The organism is Arthrobacter sp. zg-Y769 (genome assembly GCF_020907405.1).
Classification (GTDB): Bacteria; Actinomycetota; Actinomycetes; order Actinomycetales; family Micrococcaceae; genus Arthrobacter_B.
The window spans coordinates 1-17,601 of record NZ_JAJJOE010000004.1 but is presented as its reverse complement, the minus strand read 5'-3'; the positions used below and the strand labels follow the sequence as shown (position 1 = coordinate 17,601).

Genomic DNA, 17,601 nt, shown 5'->3' with positions numbered 1-17,601 from the left:
GGTGACAAAGTAGGCTTCGAACATGCGCCTGATACTCATCCGCCACGGTCAGACCCCCTCCAATGTGGAGCATTTCCTCGACACCGCTGTTCCCGGCCCGGGGCTGACGGAGCTGGGAAGGGAACAGGCGGCGTCGCTGCCCGAAGCCCTGGGCCACGAACCCATCGACGGGATTTTTGCCTCCAACCTCGTCCGCACCCAGCTCACCGCAGCACCCCTGGCTGCCTCGCTCGGCCTGCCGGTACAGATCCGGGACGGGCTGCGGGAAGTGTCCGCCGGTGAGCTGGAGATGCGAAACGACCGGGACGCGATCATTGCCTACCTCAAGACGGTTTACCGCTGGGTTTCCGGCGACACCGCCGTCCGGATGCCCGGCGGGCCCGACGGTGCGGAGACACTGGGCCGTTTTGACGCCGTCATCGGGGACCTGGCCGCCGCAGGGCTGAAGTCCCCGGCAATCTTCAGCCACGGCGCCATCATCCGGGCCTGGGCCACTGCGCGGGCCGAGAATGTGGGGCCGGACTTTATTGTCACGAACGCACTGAGTAACACCGGTGTTGCCGTGCTGGAAGCGGAGGAGCTGCCCGGCGGCGGCCTCGGCCCCTGGCAGCTGCTGACGTGGATGGGCGAGGCCGTGGGCGGCGGGGAGCTCAAGGACTACGGCGACGACGGTCCGGCCGCGGACGACGTCGCGCTCTAGGCGACGTGCTGCAGTAAAACACCAACGGCGCCGTCCCCGCTGCGGGGAGGCGCCGTCGTAAGTGCTCTGCCGTGGCTTAGCGGAAGTTGATGAACTGCAGGTCAACCTCGAGGTCCGCGCCCTTGAGCAAGGCCATGGTGGCCTGGAGATCGTCGCGGGACTTGGAGCTGACCCGCAGCTCGTCGCCCTGGATCTGGGACTTGACGCCCTTGGGGCCTTCGTCGCGGATCAGCTTGTTGATCTTCTTCGCCTGGTCCTGGGCGATGCCCTCCTTCATGGAGGCTTCGATCCGGTATTCCTTGCCCGAAGCGAACGGCTCCCCGGCATCCAGGGACTTCAGGGAGATGCCGCGCTTGACCAGCTTGGACTGCAGGACATCCAGTACTGCCTTCACCCGGTCCTCGGAGTTGGCCTTCATTAGGATCTTCTCGCCGCTGAAGTCCACCTCCGCGCCGACGCCCTTGAAGTCGTAACGCTGGACGATTTCCTTCTGCGCCTGGTTCAGCGCGTTGGCCACTTCCTGCTTATCGATCTTGCTGACGACGTCGAACGTGGACTCGCTGGCCATTTCGGGACTCCTCTAAGTTGGTGACTTTTCCTGCTACTTAGCGTAGTAGGTCCGCGCCCGGATGGCGCCCCGCTCCCAGCAGCCACACAGCAAACCCCCGGCGTTGTCCCATTGAGGCGGGGAAGGGTGAGGGGGTGGAAAACAATTCCGGTGCCGCTTCGCGCCCGTCCCGCCCGTCCTCCCGCCGTCCCGCAGTTCTGCGCCTCCGTACCGCTGCGGCCGGTTCCATCCTTGCAGCGGCTTCCGCTGCCGGGCTCGGCGTTATTGGTGCCGCGCCGGCCCGGGCAGCTATCTGCCCCGTGTCGTCCCCGGTGTCGTCCCCGGTTTCGTCTCCGGTTTCATCCCCGGCCGAGTGCAAGGCACCGGCCGCCGACGTCGACAAGGACGCACGCGAACGGCTCGCCGGGATCCGCAGCGACCTGGGGAACGCCGTCGCCTGGGGCTCGGTGACACAGGCCCAGGCGGATCGGTTCTATGCACAGCTGGAAGGTCGGATTGTGCGGGGACTGTAGCGGCGGTGAGGGCCGAAAAGGGTCCTGCCGGACCCTGTTTGAGGCCCGATTCGTAACTTTGGAAAATCTTCGGTAAAGTTGTCTTGTCCGCAGCTGCTGCGGACAACGTCTTCACTTGAAGACGCTCGGCAGATTACCCGAGCGGCCAAAGGGGGCTGACTGTAAATCAGCTGGCAACGCCTTCACTGGTTCGAATCCAGTATCTGCCACCGACAAACCCGTCCTCACCTAGGTGAGGGCGGGTTTTTCCGGCTCCGGACCCTTGCGCTCCGGACCACTAGATATTAGGCTCCCTAAATATGAGTAGCGATCCCGCCCTGGACGACCTCGCCGAGGAATTCCGAGAGTCCCTCCGGCTGGCCCTGTACATTGCCCGCAACATGGACGCGGATACCAACCTCAGCGCCACGCAGGTCAGCATCATGAAGATGGCTGCCGGTGAGGGGATGCGCGTAAGCGAGATTGCACGCAACCTCGGGGTGAAGGTCCCCAGCGCCACCGAGCAGATCATCCGGCTCGAAGGGGCAGGCCTGCTGAAGCGGAGCCCGGATCCCCATGATTCCCGCGGTGTCCGGGTGACCCTCACGCCGCAGGGGTCCACATCGCTTGAGGAAGCCAACGACAGCAGGACCGCACTGATGGCGGCCCTGCTGGAGCAGTTGAGCAGCGAGGAGCGGGCTGCATTGTCGGCGGCACTGCCCGTCATCCGCCGGCTCACGAAACTGCCCGGCGCCTGAGGGGCTTCACCGGTCAGCGAACAGCTACAGACAATGCCGGCAGGCCCGGTTAGCGTTGACCTATGGCTACTATTGACATCACCGAAGCAACGTTCCCCGAGACCATCGAGGAAAATGACATAGTCTTCGTGGACTTCTGGGCGGACTGGTGCGGTCCCTGCAAGCAGTTTGCACCCGTGTATGACTCCGTTTCGCAGCAGCACGACGACATTACCTTTGCCAAGGTGGACACCGAGGCCGAGCAGGGCCTGGCAGCTGCCGCCGGCATCACCTCCATCCCCACCCTCATGGCTTTCCGCGAAAAGGTGCTGGTGTTCTCCCAGCCCGGTGCCCTCAACGCCAGCCAGTTCAGCGAACTGGTCGAAGCAGTGAAGGGCCTGGACATGAAGGCCGTGCACGAGCAGATCGCCGCGCAGGAGCGCGAGGCAGCAGCAGGTTCCAACGGCCAGGCCAAGCAGGCCTAGCCCCACCGATTCCGTCAGGGAGGCGTCCGAGAGGACGCCTCCCTGACTGCGTTAACCGCTGGACCTCTCGTTGAAATCCGGTCCGCTACTGTCTACCGTCTCCACAGCGCCCGTTGTAACCTCGCTTCCACAGGGCGAACCGCACGGGGGAGCACCTACGGGCAAGCATGCAGGGGGAGCATGCGGCGCGGACGTCAACGACGACGAGAAGACAGCGAGGAAGACATGAGTTCCAACCGAGGAATTGCCTATCTGGAACCGGGCGTAGTGGAAGTCCAGGACATCGACTACCCCAGCTTCGAACTGAAGGACGGGCCGGGCGTGAACCCGGCCAACATCGGGCGCCAACTTCCGCACGGAGCGATCCTGAAGGTGGTCACCACCAACATCTGCGGATCGGACCAGCACATGGTCCGCGGGCGGACGACGGCGCCGCCCAACCTGATCCTGGGCCATGAAATTACCGGGGAAGTGGTGGAAACCGGATCGGACGTGGAGTTCATCAAGGTGGGGGACCTGGTCTCCGTGCCGTTCAATATTTCCTGCGGACGCTGCCGCAACTGCAAGGAACGCAAAACCGGTATCTGCCTGAACGTAAACCCTGCCCGTCCCGGCGCTGCCTATGGATACGTGGACATGGGCGGCTGGGTGGGCGGCCAGGCCGAATACGCCATGGTGCCCTACGCAGACTGGAACCTGCTGCGGTTCCCGGACAAGGACCAGGCCATGGAGAAGATCCTGGATCTCACCATGCTGTCGGATATCTTCCCCACCGGCTATCACGGCGCTGTCACCGCCGGGGTGGGGGTTGGCTCCACTGTCTACATCGCCGGGGCAGGGCCCGTCGGCCTGGCCGCAGCGGTCTCGGCACAATTGCTGGGCGCCGCCGTTGTGATTGTGGGTGACCTGAACGAGGAGCGACTGGCCCAGGCCCGCAGCTTCGGCTGCGAGACCGTGGACGTGTCGCTGGCCGACCCGCGGGACCAGATCGAGATGATCCTGGGCGTGCCGGAGGTGGACTGCGGCGTCGACGCCGTGGGATTCGAGGCCCGCGGTCACGGTGCAGGTTCCAGCAGCGAAGCGCCGGCCACTGTGCTGAACTCGCTGATGGACGTCACGGCTGCCGGCGGGGCACTGGGCATCCCGGGACTGTACGTCACCGGCGATCCGGGCGGCGTGGACGAGGCCGCACAGCGGGGGTCACTGAGCCTGAATCTGGGTACCGGCTGGGCCAAGTCGCTGTCCTTCACCACCGGCCAATGTCCGGTGATGAAGTACAACCGTGAACTGATGATGGCGATCCTGCATGACAAGGTGCAGATTGCCAAGGCTGTCAGCGCCACTCCGATCAGCCTGGACCAGGCACCGGAGGCCTACCGCGAGTTCGATTCGGGCGTGGCTAAGAAGTACGTCATTGACCCGAACGGGATGGTGGGTTCGCACTAGCCTGCCCGTGGTCCTCCCGCAGGAGGACGGATGATCAGCAGCACAGCCGGCGGGACCGAAGCAGAATCGGTCCTGCCGGCTTCTCTGTGTGCCCCGCACTCTTCTGGTGCCTCGCCGTCCGGCGGTAAACTCGATTGGTCCGGGGCCCCGGCACCGGATCTCCGGGCCCCGCCACCCGATCGCGCACGGCTGATAAGCGAGTTGGAAGCGGGACGACATGTGCGGTAGCAGCGGAACCATCAGCGCCGGAACATTCAGCACATTCCTCCTCCCGCGGAGCCTGGCATGAACGCGGCGGACACCGCCTGGGTGCTGACCTGTGCCGGGCTTGTGTTGTTTATGGTCCCGGGCCTCGCCCTCTTCTACGGCGGGATGGTGCCGGTGCGCAACGTCCTGACCATGATGATGCAGAACATCATCCCGTTGGGAGTCATTTCCCTGACCTGGATCCTGGTGGGCTACACCCTCGCCTTCAGTAACAGGGGCAACTCCGTGTTCGGTGAGTTCGATGCCGTCGCGCTCCTGGACCTCGATACTCCGCAGTTCCACACCGTCGCGGCCGGGGTGACCATTCCCGCGCTCGCCTTCGCGGCCTATCAGATGATGTTTGCCGTCATCACTCCCGCCCTGCTGACCGGCGCGACGGCGGGCAGGCTCCGCTTCGCCGGCTGGGTGGTTTTCCTGGCTGCGTTCTCCGTCCTGGTGTATCCACAGGTCGCCCGCTGGCTCTGGCACCCGAAGGGATGGCTGTTCCGGCTCGGTGCCCAGGACTGGGCCGGAGGCATGGTGGTCCATGCCTCCGCCGGGGCCGCTGCCATCGCGGTGCTGCTGGTGGTGGGCCGGCGCCGCGGCTGGCCGAACCTGCGGACCTCACCGAATAACCTTCCGCTGATGCTGGTGGGCGGAGGCATTCTCTGGTTCGGGTGGTTCGGGTTCAATGCAGGGGACGGCCTGCAGGCAAACGACATCGCGGCGCAGGCACTGATCAACACCCACGTGGCCGGGGCTGCCGCAATGCTCACCTGGCTGCTGGTGGAACGGATCGGCAGCGGACACTGCACCCTGGTCGGAGCCGTGTCGGGGGCGGTGGCCGGGCTGGCCACCATCACGCCGTGCGCCGGCTATGTCGGTACCGGTGCGGCCCTGCTGATCGGACTAATCGCGGGGTGCGTCTGCGCACTGGCCGTCCGGCTCAAGCATGCCCTGCATTACGACGACGCCCTGGACGTGATTGCCGTTCATTTCGTGGGCGGTGTGCTGGGGTCTTTCCTGCTGGGTTTCTTCGCGGACAGCACGGTGAACCCGGCCAGTGATGACGGCATCTTCTACGGAGGGGGACCGATGCTGCTCTGGCACCAGAGCGTGGCCATCGCCAGCGTGGTGCTTTTCTCCTTCGTACTGAGCTGGATTATTGCCGCCGTCATTTCCCGGACCGTAGGGCTGCGGGAGCCGGGGCCGGAGCAGGAGAACCTGGACCGCGTCCAGCAGGGCTCCTCCGGGTACTCGCTGAGAGGTATCAGTGCCCGCCCCACGGCAGCAGGGCGTGCTGCGGCAAACGGCAGTACACGGGCCGGGGACCCCCGCCATGCCGCTCCCAGCCACCTGGTCAGCGCCCTGGTCAATACCGAACGAATCGACGGGCTGCGGGACGCCCTGCTGCTGGCCGGCGCCCGCTCCTTGGAGCTCTCCGACACCGCTGTCTACACCGGGAAGATCCGGACCGATACGTTCCGCAGCGAAAAACGGCTGATCGACTTCGATGAGCGGTTCCGGGTGCAGGCAGCCGTGGATGAAGAGCACGAGGAAGCGGTGGTGGCGGTCCTGAAGCGTTTCGGTGCGGAACCGGAATCCATCTACCGGGTGGCGATTACGCCGCACTGACGGTGGGCCAGACCTGTTCCACCTTCAGCGGTTCGGCAAGCAGGGCGCTGATGGTGATGTCCAGGGCCAGCTTCACCCGCGTGTGTTCGCCGGGGTTCGGGACCATGGTGGCGCGGAGATTGACGGGGTATTGGTTTCTTCAGTCCTTCCCCCACCAGAGGACTTCACGGGAAACCGCGGTGGAGGGCGTTGCCTTCGCAGGGAACCAAAGTGTTGGTAGCGTTGCCGCCATCTGTCCCGCAGTCAAAGGAGTCTGCCTTGTTTTCATACGCCGCTTCCCCGTCGCAGAGTCCCCTGTTGGAGGAAACCATCGGGGATAACTTTGTGTCGACAGTCCGTCGTTTCCCGAACGCTCCGGCGCTTATCGATGTCCCCGCCAATCGGTCCTGGACCTACGCCGAACTGGACAGGCAGGTCAGCGACGTTGCTGCCGGCCTGCTTCTGCGCGGTATCCAGTCCGGGGACCGGGTAGGCATCTGGTCACCCAACTGCGCGGAATGGACCATCGCGCAGTACGCCACTGCGAAGACCGGTGCCATCCTGGTGAACGTCAACCCGGCCTACCGGCAGGCTGAACTGGACTTCGTGGTGAAACAGAGTGGAATGCGGATGCTGCTCACTGCTCCAAGCGACCAGCGCAACGACTACGAGGCCATGGCTCGAATCGCCCTCGAAACCGGGGACAGCCTGGACACGCTGGTATTCCTGTCCGGGGACGGCGCCGGCAGCTTCGCCGCGCTGGAGGCGGAGGGAAGGGACGCCGGCGGGCCGGGGGCGGAGGCACTGGCCGAACGGATGGCGGGGCTGCAGCCCGGTGATCCCATCAACATCCAGTACACCTCCGGAACCACGGGCTTTCCCAAGGGTGCAACGCTGACCCATTCGAACATCCTGAACAACGGATACTTCATCGGCGAGCTGCTAGGCTACACCGACGCGGACCGGGTGGTGCTTCCGGTGCCCTTCTACCACTGCTTCGGAATGGTGATCGGCAACCTGGCCGCCCTCTCGCACGGTGCCGCGACGATCATTCCGTCCCGCACCTTCGACGCCGGCCGGGCGCTCGCCGCCGTCGAAACACACCGCGGCACATCCCTGTACGGGGTGCCGACCATGTTTATTGCCGAACTGGGGCTGCCGGACTTTGACCGCTACGACCTTTCCTCGCTGCGGACCGGCGTGATGGCAGGCTCACCCTGCCCGGAGGAAATCATGAAACGGGTTATCGGCGAGATGAATATGGCCGAGGTGGCTATTTGCTACGGGATGACTGAAACCTCTCCGGTTTCCACCATGACCCGCCGCGGTGACTCCCTGGAGCGCCGCACCCGCACGGTGGGACGGACCATGCCGCACCTGGAAACCCAGGTGGTGGATCCCGGGACCGGGAAGCAGGTGCCCTACGGTGAAATCGGCGAGCTGTGCACCCGTGGCTACAGCGTGATGGCGGGCTACTGGAACCAGCCGGAGGCCACCGCGCAGGCGGTCGACTCCGAGGGCTGGATGCATACAGGGGATCTGGCCCGGATGGACGAAGAGGGTTACGTCAGCGTGGAGGGACGCATCAAGGACATGGTTATCCGCGGCGGGGAAAACATTTATCCGCGGGAAATCGAGGAGTTCCTCTACACGCACCCCTCAATCCAGGACGTCCAGGTCATCGGCGTACCGGACGAGCGCTATGGGGAAGAGCTCATGGCGTGCATCATTCCGGTTCCCGGCGCACCGGAACCGGATGCGGCGGCCATTGCGGAGTTCTGCCGTGACCGGCTGGCCTACTACAAGATTCCCCGGTACGTGCAGATCCGGGGGAGCTTCCCCATGACTGTCTCCGGCAAGATCCGGAAGGTGGCCATGCGCGAGGAAGCTGTCGGCCTGCTGGACAGCGGCGAGCCTGCGGTCTCCTAGCGGGAGCAGGCCGGCAGGCCTGAGGGGTCCGGAGGAGGCGGCTCTAATATTTCCTGCGAGCTCTGCGAGCGGGAAATTTCGTTGCCGCCGACCCGGACGCCGACCCGGGCCCCGACCTGGCCCCAATCCGACCCGGGCCCCGATCTGGCCACGACATGGCAAGGCACCCGAGGACACCTCAGCGGCGGCGGTGGTCCATCGGGGCAAGCTTCGGTCCGTAGGTGGGTTTGCGGTAGCCGCTGAGCATGATCATCCGCACCACCCGCTGGCGGTGTCCCTGCCAGGGTTCGAGCAGCTTCAGCATGCCGTCGTCGTCGGTACGCTCACCGGTGAGGGCCGCGCCCACGTACGCGGCCAGGTGATAGTCGCCCACCGACACGGAATCCGGAGCACCGTGTGTCCGCTGGGTGATTTCCGCAGCGCTCCAAACGCCGATCCCCGGAACCGAGCACAGTTTGGCGGTCAGGTCCTCTCCCAGTGGAGTGTCCGCCAGCCGCTCCAGCGCGGAGGCCTGTGAACAGGCACGCAGGATGGTGGTGGAGCGGGAATGGTCCACCCGTGCCTGGTGCCATTCCCAACTGGGGATGCGCCGCCAGGTTTCCGGTGCCGGCGCGGCCTTCATGCCTGCCGGTGCCGGACCCGGGGCATCAACGCCGTAACGCGTCACGAGGTAGCGCCAGGCGTAGTAGGCCTCCAGGACAGTCACCTTCTGCTCCAGCACCACCGGGATCAGGCTGTCCATGATCCGGCCCGTGCTCGGCAGCCGCAGGGACCGGTGCCGGCGCCGGGTTTCGGCGACCATCCGGGGCAGCGTCGCGAAGAATGAGTCGTCGTCAAACCCCGACCAGTCGTCCTGTTCTCCAAGCAGGGCCGGCACCGAGTCCAGCGCGCATTGCGCACCCGGTCCCCACGCCTGGGCCCGAACCCGTGCACCGGGGGCGGGGACAGGTTCCTCGCGCAGGTTCAGGGTCGCCGGACCTTCGGGGGTGAGGAAGGCCAGCCAGGCAACACCCGTGCCCAGCCGGATGGTGGGGTCCTGCTTACCGCGGACCAGGATCCGCAGGGAAGTCTGCAGGCAGTACGGGGCGGGGGAGTCCCAGTAGCGCACCAGGCCCGCAGACGGTGTTGGAGCAGGCCGCGCTGGAACAGCGGCAGTGAAGGACATGCACCTATGGTTGCACGTACCACCCCCGCTCCTGCCCGCTCCGGGGGCAGCCCGACTGTGGCTTTTGCTACGCCGCGTTCCGTCCCGGCTGCCGCGGGCCGGGCAAGCAAGTAACGTGGATCACATGAAGTATGCCAATACTGTCCTGGACCTGATCGGCAATACTCCCCTGGTGAAGCTCCACCACGTGACCGAGGGTATCCGCGCCACTGTCCTGGTAAAGCTGGAGTACCTGAACCCGGGCGGTTCCGTGAAGGACCGCATTGCCGTGAAGATGATTGAAACGGCGGAGCGCGAAGGCAAACTGCTGCCCGGCGGCACGGTGGTCGAGCCCACCAGCGGCAACACCGGCGTCGGGCTGGCGCTGGTGGCCCAGCAGAAGGGCTATCGGTGCATCTTCGTTACTCCCGACAAGGTGGGGGTGGAGAAGCGGGACGTCCTGCGGGCCTACGGTGCCGAGGTGGTGGTGACGCCGACGGCGGTCGCTCCGGACAGCCCCGACTCCTACTACGGTGTCTCCGACCGGTTGGTGCGCGAGATCGACGGTGCGTACAAGCCGGACCAGTTCTCCAACCCGTCAGCTCCGTCCAGCCACTACGAGTCCACGGGACCGGAAATCTGGGCCGATACCGACGGGCGGGTTACCCACTTCGTTGCAGGGGCCGGCACGGGCGGCACCATCACAGGCACCGGACGCTACCTGAAGGAAGTCTCCGCGGACCGTGCCTCCGGTCCGGTGCGCGTGATCGCCGCGGACCCGGACGGCTCGGTGTATTCCGGCGGCACGGGACGCCCCTACTTCGTGGAAGGCGTGGGGGAGGACATGTGGCCGGACAACTACGACCCGACCGTGCCGGATGAAGTGATTCCGGTAAAGGATGCCGAGTCCTTCACGATGACCCGCCGGCTGGCCCGGGAAGAAGGCCTGCTGGTAGGCGGGTCCTCGGGCATGGCTGTGACGGCGGCGCTTGAGGTGGCGCGCTCGCTGGGGCCCGACGACGTCGTTGTGGTCCTGCTGCCGGACAGCGGCCGCGGCTACATGGGCAAGATCTTCAATGACGACTGGATGCGCTCCTACGGCTTCCTGCAGGACGGCGGGGAGCAGGCCTCCGTCCGCGACGTGCTGTCCACCAAGGACGGGTCGCTGCCGGACCTGGTCCACACCCATCCGAACGAGACCGTGCGGGATGTCATCGCCATCCTCAACGAATACGGTGTCTCCTTCCTGCCTGTCCTTTCGCAGGAACCTCCGGTGGTCCTGGGCGAAGTCCTCGGCTCCGTGGATGAGCGCTCGCTGACCGAGAAGCTTTTCCGCGGTGAGGCCAAACCCACCGACAAAATCAGCGAGCACATGGGGCCGCGCCCGGCCCTTGTGGGTGCGGGGGACACGGTGGCGGCTGCCCGGGCCAAACTGACGGACGACGACGCCGTGATGGTTACGTCCGATGGCACCGCCGTTGGCATGCTGACCCGGCACGACCTACTTTCGTACCTGAGCCTCTAAACCTGGGCACGCCTTCGCAGGGACGCCTGTCTTGCACCAATCTGCCGGCTCCGGCCGGCGCAAGGAGAACACCATGACCAGCTTCAGCACCCGCGCCATCCATGCGGGGCAGGAACCGGATCCCACCACCGGTGCGGTCATTCCGCCCCTGTACCAGAGCACCACCTACGCCCAGGACGGTATCGGCGGCCTGCGCAACGGCTATGAGTACGGGCGGGGTACCAACCCCACCAGGGATTCGCTGCAGCAGCAGCTTGCTGCCCTGGAGGGCGGGAAGCATGCCTTCTCCTTCAGCTCCGGACTTGCCGCCGAGGACGCCCTGATCCGCGGGCTGCTTGCCCCCGGAGACCACATCGTCCTGGGCAACGATGCCTACGGCGGAACCTACCGCCTCATCAACAAGGTGCTGGGCAAGTGGGGAATTACCAATACGGCGGTGGACATGTCCGACGCCGCGGCTCTCGCGGCTGCGATTGCGGCCGGGAACACGAAGATGGTGTGGCTGGAAACGCCGTCGAACCCGATGATGAAAATCAGCGACATTGCCGCAGCGGCGCAGGCAGCACACGACGCCGGGGCCCTGCTGGTGGTCGACAACACCTTTGCCTCGCCGTACCTTCAGCAGCCGCTGGCCCTGGGTGCCGACGTCGTGGTGCATTCGACCACCAAGTACATCGGCGGGCATTCCGATGCCGTGGGCGGCGCCGTGATCCTGAACGACGACGCCGCGGCGGAGGAGGTCGGGTTCATTCAGTTTGCTGTCGGTGCGGTGTCGGCGCCGATGGAGGCCTGGCTGACCACCCGCGGCCTCAAGACCCTGGCGGTACGGATGGACCGGCACTCGGCTACGGCGATGACCGTGGCGAAATGGCTCAGGGAACAGCCCGCCGTGGAGCAGGTGCTGTACCCGGGACTGGAAGAGCACCCGGGGCATGACCTGGCCAAGGCCCAGATGAAGGACTTCGGCGGCATGGTGTCGGTGTCCTTCAAGGGCGGAGAGGCAGCGGCACGGAAGGTGGCCGAATCCACCCGGCTGTTCCTGCTGGCTGAGTCGTTGGGCGGGGTGGAGTCCCTGATGAACTACCCCTCGGAAATGACCCATGCCTCGGTCAAGGGCACCGAGCTGGCCGTACCGGAGAACCTGCTGCGGCTGTCCGTCGGCCTGGAGGACGGGGAGGACCTTATCGCGGACCTCGACCAGGCGCTGGGGCAGCTCTAGCCGTTCCGGCGGCCCTTGCGCTTCTTCGGGTCCCGGAGCTGGAAAAACCTGTTGCTCTGCGGCAGCCAAAGCAGCGCCGTGCAGGCCAGCAGGATCAGGCCCACAGCCACCAGGGCCGGACCGCGGAACAGGAGCGGGAACCCGGCAATCACGCCAATGCTGCTGAGCGTTTCCCGGGCGCTCCGCTTACCGGACCGCAACCGCAGCACGCTGTAGGCGCTCAGTGCAGCGAGCACCAGGGCCAGTGCCCCCAGCAGGGTCAGCGCGGTGCTGTCCTGGTGCTGGGTGCGTGCAGAGACGATAAACGAGACCCCGGCGGTGGCCACCAGCACGGCGGCCACCAGCCACGCAGCTGCAGCCGCTCGAATGATGCCCGGCGGGGGAGTGCGCGGTACCGGAGTGCCCGGCACCGGGGGCTTGCCGCCGGAACCTGGTCCCATCAGCGGGGAGCCACAATCTGCTCGCGGGCGTCGAGGTCATAGCGGTAGACCTCGCGGCCGCCGATCCACACCTTCAGGGCGCGCTGCATCACGTCCAGCGGGTTACCGCTCCACAGGACCAGGTCCGCGTCCTTGCCGGGCTCCAGGGAACCGAGCCGGTCCGCCAGGCCCAGGACCCGGGCGGGATTGATGGTCACCGCACGCAGCGCTTCATCGGGGTCCAGCCCTTCCTTCACGGCTAGCGCGGCCTGGTAGATCAGGAAGTTGATGGGTACCACCGGATGGTCGGTGATGATGGAAATTTCCACCCCGGCAGCGGCAAGCTTCCCCGGATTGGCCATGCTGCGGCCGCGCAGCTCCACCTTTGAACGGGTGGTGAACAGCGGCCCGATCAGGACGGGAACGCCGCGTTCGGCCAGGACATCGGCCAGCACATGGGCTTCAGTACCGTGGTCGAGCACCAGGTCGTAGCCGAACTCATCCGCCAGGCGCAGCGCCGTGCCGATATCATCCGCTCGGTGCGCGTGCTGCCGCCACGGGATTTCCCGCCGCAGCACCATGGCCAGTGCCTCCAGGTGCGGATCGCGGGTATTCGGGTCCGCTTTGCCCAGGTAGTTCTGCGCATCCATAAACGCCTGCCGGATCACCATTGCCGTCCCCAGCCGGGTGGAGGGTGTCTGTTTCTTATCGCTGTAGATCCGCTTCGGGTTCTCACCCAGCGCGGACTTCAGTCCACTGGGCGCGCGCAGCACCATTTCCTCCAGATAGCGCCCGTGCGTGTGCAGGGCCACCGCCTGCCCGCCGATCGGGTTGCCGGAACCGGGGTTGATGTTCGCGGTGGTCACTCCGCCGGCCAGGGCATCATCGAACCCCGTATCGAAGGGGTTGACGGCGTCCAGCGCCCGGACGCCCGCCATCACCGGATCCGTCATCTCATTGGAATCGTTGCCGGCCCAGCCTTCGCCCTCTTCATGCACGCCAAGGTGGGTGTGCGCATCCACGAGCCCGGGCAGCAGCCACTGCCCGCCGGCGTCGAGCACCTCCGCACCTTCGGGCACGGCGACGTCCAGGCCGAGTTCCCGGATCCGTCCGCCATCCACGAGGACAGTGCCGTGGAAGGGCAGGCCGGTGACGGGAACCACGTGGGCGTTGGTGATGGCTAGAAGCGCGGGGGACATCGAGGGCCTTTCGCTTACTGATCTGGTCCGGCCAGCCTATCGCGCGCCTCCGGGCGGGGAAGGCGGGGCGGGCTGCCCGGTAGACTTACCACGTCAATATCGACGAACAACTTTGTGGCGTCACGCGCAGCCGGCAGTCTTTCAGGGAGAATAATGGGCCAGATCCACCGATCCGTTTTTGTGCGGACCGCTGCGACCCTGGGGGCGCTGGCACTTGCCGGGCTGCTCGTATGGACTGCTTTCGATTTGTCTCCGCGTCACGGCCTGGACTTCAGCGTCTACCTTTCCGGCGGGCAGAGCGTTATCGACGCTGCCGGCGAACTGTATACAAAATCGGTCCAGTACGACGCCGACAGCAGCCTGCTCTTTACCTACCCGCCTTTTGCGGCGCTGGTCTTTGCAGTGCTGGCCCCGTTCGGCCAGAGCCTGGGGCTGAACATCTTCACCGGCATTTCCATCGCGATTGCTGCGGCCACCGCCGTTTGGGCAGTGCGCTATGTCTTCCGCCGCCAGGGTGCCATGGATGTACTGCGGCACCCCTGGCTGCGGCCGCTGGCGATTGCCGGCACCGGGCTGATTGTGCTGCTCGGTCCCTGGCGCGAAACGCAGGCCTTCGGGCAGATCAACATCCTGCTCTTCGGACTGATCATGGCCGACTTCGTCATCAAGAAGGAGGGCTGGCCCACCGGTCTCCTGACCGGGGTGGCCGCCGGATTGAAACTCACCCCGCTGGTCTTCGGCCTGTACTTCCTGGCCCGGGGCGACTGGCGCGGACTGCGCAACATGACCTACGGCTTCCTCTCCACCTTCGCCCTGGGTTTCCTTATCCTCCCGCGCGAATCGCGCACGTACTGGCTGGACCTGCTGCCGGACACCTCGCGGATCGGCGGGGCCGGCTACGTGGACAACCTTTCGATCAAGGGTGCGATCCTGCACTTCGGCGGTCCCGACTTCCCCGTCGATCTTCCGTGGCTCGTCCTGTCCCTGCTGGCGGTTGCCGCCACGGCAGTCATCATCCGCATTGCGGGCAACCGCGGGCAGACCTTCACCGCTTTGGCGGCCACCGCGCTCCTGATGCTCCTGATCTCACCCGTGTCCTGGTCCCACCACTGGGTCTGGGTGGCCCTCTTCATTCCGGTCCTGGCCCGGAACGTGATGGATCTGGGGCCGGAACGGCAGAAACTCCGGATCACCGGACTCATCCTGCTCGCGTCCTCGCTGGTCATCTTCATCTACTCGCCCAAGACCATCGGCGAACTGTTCAACGCGCCGAACCTGGATTCCCAGTTGCCCGAGCCGTGGCTGATGGCCTCCAGCGCCGGAGTCTTCTGGGGCATCGGCCTGCTGGCCTGGTGGTTCCTGGCGTACTGGGGCAGCCGCCCGCGCAACTGGTGGCGGAACAACCCGCCCGGGTTGCTGCGTGCCACGGAGCCCCAGCCCTAGACTGCCGGCACGCCAAGGCGACACGCCAAGGCGGCGCCGGCAGGCGACTCGGTGCCCGCACAGGCCTGGGCACCCCCAAAGGGCCGTTGTGCGCAAGCTCACCGCTCCCGGCCACGCACCGGGGAGCAGAATGCCGTACACTGGAAAACATCCCCCACTCCGGTATTCCCTTATTTCCTACGGTTCATTCGAGATAGTCACCGAAAACCGTACGGTTCGTTGTGTTGGGGCCCGCATTTCTTATGCGGGCAGATTCATCTTTTGGGGAGCGCCGGCAAAGAAATCGTCACACCGGTCGTAGGCACAATCCAGTGAAATCGGCCCACAGCTGTGACGGAAAGTCCTGCCTGGGATTGCAACAGCGCCGGACTTACGTCCTGCAGCCTCTTGGTTGCCTGCTCCCCGATTGAATGAGGATTACCTCTTGTCTGAAGCCACGCTGGAAAACACCAACGTCGAAAACTCCGCTCCCGAAACCGAAGAGAACACAGTGCTGTTCAGCGACTTCGGACTGGACGAGCGCGTCCTGGCAGCCCTGAAGGATGTCGGCTACGTAACGCCGTCCCCCATCCAGGCAGCTACCATCCCCCTGCTGCTCGAAGGCCGCGACGTCGTCGGCCTGGCCCAGACGGGTACCGGCAAGACCGCGGCATTCGCGGTTCCCGCCCTGTCCCTGCTCGCCGGCCGCCCGGCCACCAAGGACACCCAGGTGCTGGTGCTTGCACCCACCCGTGAACTGGCCCTGCAGTCTGCAGAAGCCTTCACTTCCTACGCAGTCCACATGGACGGCATCACCGTGCTTCCCGTGTACGGCGGCTCCGCCTACGGCCCCCAGCTCAACGGCCTGCGCCGCGGTGCCCAGGTTGTCGTGGGTACCCCCGGCCGCGTGATTGACCACATCGCCAAGGGTTCCCTGGACCTGTCCAACCTCGAGTACCTGGTCCTCGATGAGGCTGACGAAATGCTGCGCATGGGCTTCGCCGAAGACGTGGAGCAGATCCTTTCCTCCACTCCGGCGAGCAAGCAGGTTGCCCTGTTCTCCGCCACCATGCCGCCGGCCATCCGCAAGATTGCCAAGAAGTACCTGAACAACGCTGCGGAAATCACGGTCAAGTCCAAGACCACCACCGGTGCGAACACCCGCCAGCGCTACGTGCAGGTCATGGGCCCGCACAAGCTGGACGCAATGACCCGCATCCTGGAAACCGAAGAGTTCGACGGCGTTATCGCGTTCGTCCGGACCAAGGCTGCCACCGAAGACCTGGCTGACAAGCTCAAGGACCGCGGCTACAGCGCCGCCGCCATCAACGGCGACATCCCGCAGCAGCAGCGCGAACGCACGGTCGAGGCCCTCCGCGACGGCAAGATCGACATCCTGGTTGCCACGGATGTTGCCGCCCGCGGCCTCGACGTCGAGCGCATCAGCCACGTCGTCAACTACGACATCCCGCACGATACCGAGTCCTACGTCCACCGCATCGGCCGCACCGGCCGTGCAGGACGCACCGGCGACGCCATCCTGTTCATGACCCCGCGCGAGAAGTACCTGCTGCGGGCCATTGAAAAGGCAACCCGCCAGCCGGTTGAGCACATGCAGCTTCCCAGCGTTGACATCGTCAATGAGAAGCGCCTGGCCAAGTTCTCCGAGAAGATCACGGAAACACGTAGTTCCGAAGACATCTCGGTGTTCAAGGACCTGGTCACGAAGTACATCGCCGAGCACGACGTGCCCGCCGAAGATGTAGCCGCCGCCCTTGCCGTCATGGCACAGGCCGGACGTCCGCTGCTTCTGCAGGAAGTCGCACAGGCTCCGGCCCGCCAGCGCGAGCGTTCCGAAGGCCGCAACGACGGCGTCGGCTCACGCGGCCCGACGCGTCCGCTGACCGAAGGCAATGCTACGTACCGCATCGCCGTCGGCCGCCGCCAGCGCGTCCTGCCCGGTTCGATTGTCGGCGCCATTGCCAACGAGGGCGGCCTGTCCTCTGCGCAGATCGGCGGCATCGATATCCGTGCCGACCACACCCTGGTGGAACTGCCCGCTGACCTGTCCAAGGACCAGCTGCGCGCCCTGTCCCGCACCCGGATCGGCGGCGAGCTGATCCACCTCGAGCTGGACAAGGGACGCAAGCCGGCCCGCGAGCGTGAAGGCGGCGGCAGCTTCAACGACCGCGCCGACCGCGGCGGATTCAAGAAGGATTTCAAGAAGCGCGACGGCGAGCGTTCCTTCGGTGACCGCGGCAGCGACCGCCCGTTCAAGAAGCGTGAAGGCGGCTTCCGCGACAGCGCAGCCACCGGTGCCCGCAAGCCCCGCTTCCGCGACTAGGAAGCAGCGGCGCCCGTAACCTAAGGCGCCGCACCGCAGTTCCGGACAATAAGAAGGGCGCCCGCCCACCCGGGGGGCGCCCCGAGTTTTGTTACGGGCGGGGTTGTAGGGCG

The 17,601-nt window shown here is 65.7% G+C and carries 15 protein-coding genes and 1 tRNA gene; 12 read left to right on the top strand and 4 right to left on the bottom strand.

The features are described from left to right. Positions 1-22 precede the first annotated feature (22 nt). Entirely contained in the window at positions 23-700 is a 678-nt protein-coding gene (locus LOC60_RS02260) for a histidine phosphatase family protein (RefSeq protein WP_230021426.1), read from the top strand. Between the two features lie 76 nt (positions 701-776). On the opposite strand, the gene LOC60_RS02255 is transcribed toward LOC60_RS02260, so the two are convergent. Then, positions 777-1,268: a YajQ family cyclic di-GMP-binding protein gene (locus tag LOC60_RS02255; protein ID WP_146360925.1), complete on the bottom strand. Its 492-nt coding sequence runs from the start codon at positions 1,266-1,268 to the stop codon at positions 777-779. 134 nt (positions 1,269-1,402) lie between these two features. On the opposite strand from LOC60_RS02255, the gene LOC60_RS02250 reads away from it, so the two are divergent. The 7 genes from LOC60_RS02250 (at position 1,403) to LOC60_RS02220 (ending at position 8,216) form a co-directional block, all read left to right on the top strand. Next, positions 1,403-1,780: a hypothetical protein gene (locus tag LOC60_RS02250; RefSeq protein WP_230021424.1), complete on the top strand. Its 378-nt coding sequence runs from the start codon at positions 1,403-1,405 to the stop codon at positions 1,778-1,780. A gap of 127 nt (positions 1,781-1,907) precedes the next feature. Next, positions 1,908-1,989, top strand: a tRNA-Tyr gene (locus LOC60_RS02245). Positions 1,990-2,079: 90 nt separating this feature from the next. Continuing rightward, positions 2,080-2,517 carry a MarR family winged helix-turn-helix transcriptional regulator gene (locus LOC60_RS02240; protein WP_230021415.1) on the top strand — a complete coding sequence of 146 codons (438 nt, stop codon included), beginning with the start codon at positions 2,080-2,082 and terminating at the stop codon, positions 2,515-2,517. Positions 2,518-2,579: 62 nt separating this feature from the next. Further along, on the top strand, positions 2,580-2,981 hold the full coding sequence (trxA, locus tag LOC60_RS02235; RefSeq protein ID WP_146360930.1) for a thioredoxin: 402 nt from the start codon (positions 2,580-2,582) through the stop codon (positions 2,979-2,981). Between the two features lie 225 nt (positions 2,982-3,206). Further along, positions 3,207-4,427: a formaldehyde dehydrogenase, glutathione-independent gene (gene fdhA / locus LOC60_RS02230; RefSeq protein ID WP_230021413.1), complete on the top strand. Its 1,221-nt coding sequence runs from the start codon at positions 3,207-3,209 to the stop codon at positions 4,425-4,427. A 285-nt stretch (positions 4,428-4,712) separates the two neighbouring features. Then, a complete protein-coding gene (locus LOC60_RS02225) occupies positions 4,713-6,308 on the top strand; it encodes an ammonium transporter (RefSeq protein WP_230021410.1) in 1,596 nt (531 codons plus the stop codon). 258 nt (positions 6,309-6,566) lie between these two features. Next, complete coding sequence (locus tag LOC60_RS02220) at positions 6,567-8,216, top strand: AMP-binding protein (RefSeq protein WP_230021408.1); 1,650 nt, start codon at positions 6,567-6,569, stop codon at positions 8,214-8,216. A 178-nt stretch (positions 8,217-8,394) separates the two neighbouring features. On the opposite strand, the gene LOC60_RS02215 is transcribed toward LOC60_RS02220, so the two are convergent. Further along, entirely contained in the window at positions 8,395-9,381 is a 987-nt protein-coding gene (locus LOC60_RS02215) for a DNA-3-methyladenine glycosylase family protein (RefSeq protein WP_230021405.1), read from the bottom strand. A gap of 124 nt (positions 9,382-9,505) precedes the next feature. On the opposite strand from LOC60_RS02215, the gene LOC60_RS02210 reads away from it, so the two are divergent. Both LOC60_RS02210 and LOC60_RS02205 read left to right on the top strand, forming a co-directional pair. After that, positions 9,506-10,885: a cystathionine beta-synthase gene (locus LOC60_RS02210; protein ID WP_230021403.1), complete on the top strand. Its 1,380-nt coding sequence runs from the start codon at positions 9,506-9,508 to the stop codon at positions 10,883-10,885. Between the two features lie 73 nt (positions 10,886-10,958). Further along, positions 10,959-12,104: a cystathionine gamma-synthase gene (locus LOC60_RS02205; RefSeq protein ID WP_230021401.1), complete on the top strand. Its 1,146-nt coding sequence runs from the start codon at positions 10,959-10,961 to the stop codon at positions 12,102-12,104. Here the strand turns inward: LOC60_RS02205 and LOC60_RS02200 are convergent. Together LOC60_RS02200 and LOC60_RS02195 are read right to left on the bottom strand one after the other, a co-directional pair. Beyond that, positions 12,101-12,544: a hypothetical protein gene (locus LOC60_RS02200; RefSeq protein WP_230021394.1), complete on the bottom strand. Its 444-nt coding sequence runs from the start codon at positions 12,542-12,544 to the stop codon at positions 12,101-12,103. The two genes, LOC60_RS02205 and LOC60_RS02200, sit on opposite strands and share 4 nt — an antisense overlap. Further along, on the bottom strand, positions 12,544-13,722 hold the full coding sequence (locus LOC60_RS02195) for an amidohydrolase (RefSeq protein WP_230021392.1): 1,179 nt from the start codon (positions 13,720-13,722) through the stop codon (positions 12,544-12,546). The genes LOC60_RS02200 and LOC60_RS02195 overlap by 1 nt, the downstream gene beginning before the upstream one ends. A gap of 153 nt (positions 13,723-13,875) precedes the next feature. On the opposite strand from LOC60_RS02195, the gene LOC60_RS02190 reads away from it, so the two are divergent. Beyond that, positions 13,876-15,165, top strand: coding sequence for a glycosyltransferase 87 family protein (locus LOC60_RS02190; RefSeq protein ID WP_230021389.1), 1,290 nt, complete (start codon positions 13,876-13,878; stop codon positions 15,163-15,165). 424 nt (positions 15,166-15,589) lie between these two features. Continuing rightward, positions 15,590-17,488, top strand: coding sequence for a DEAD/DEAH box helicase (locus LOC60_RS02185; RefSeq protein WP_269440135.1), 1,899 nt, complete (start codon positions 15,590-15,592; stop codon positions 17,486-17,488). Positions 17,489-17,601: the final 113 nt, after the last annotated feature.

Bases quoted from the DNA above. Each gene is read 5' to 3' on its own strand.
- LOC60_RS02200 (WP_230021394.1), bottom strand. From the start codon at position 12,544: ATGGGACCAGGTTCCGGCGGCAAGCCCCCGGTGCCGGGCACTCCGGTA.
- LOC60_RS02225 (WP_230021410.1), top strand. From the start codon at position 4,713: ATGAACGCGGCGGACACCGCCTGGGTGCTGACCTGTGCCGGGCTTGTG.
- LOC60_RS02205 (WP_230021401.1), top strand. From the start codon at position 10,959: ATGACCAGCTTCAGCACCCGCGCCATCCATGCGGGGCAGGAACCGGAT.
- LOC60_RS02190 (WP_230021389.1), top strand. From the start codon at position 13,876: ATGGGCCAGATCCACCGATCCGTTTTTGTGCGGACCGCTGCGACCCTG.
- LOC60_RS02260 (WP_230021426.1), top strand. From the start codon at position 23: ATGCGCCTGATACTCATCCGCCACGGTCAGACCCCCTCCAATGTGGAG.
- LOC60_RS02195 (WP_230021392.1), bottom strand. From the start codon at position 13,722: ATGTCCCCCGCGCTTCTAGCCATCACCAACGCCCACGTGGTTCCCGTC.
- LOC60_RS02210 (WP_230021403.1), top strand. From the start codon at position 9,506: ATGAAGTATGCCAATACTGTCCTGGACCTGATCGGCAATACTCCCCTG.
- LOC60_RS02240 (WP_230021415.1), top strand. From the start codon at position 2,080: ATGAGTAGCGATCCCGCCCTGGACGACCTCGCCGAGGAATTCCGAGAG.
- fdhA (WP_230021413.1), top strand. From the start codon at position 3,207: ATGAGTTCCAACCGAGGAATTGCCTATCTGGAACCGGGCGTAGTGGAA.
- LOC60_RS02215 (WP_230021405.1), bottom strand. From the start codon at position 9,381: ATGTCCTTCACTGCCGCTGTTCCAGCGCGGCCTGCTCCAACACCGTCT.
- trxA (WP_146360930.1), top strand. From the start codon at position 2,580: ATGGCTACTATTGACATCACCGAAGCAACGTTCCCCGAGACCATCGAG.
- LOC60_RS02255 (WP_146360925.1), bottom strand. From the start codon at position 1,268: ATGGCCAGCGAGTCCACGTTCGACGTCGTCAGCAAGATCGATAAGCAG.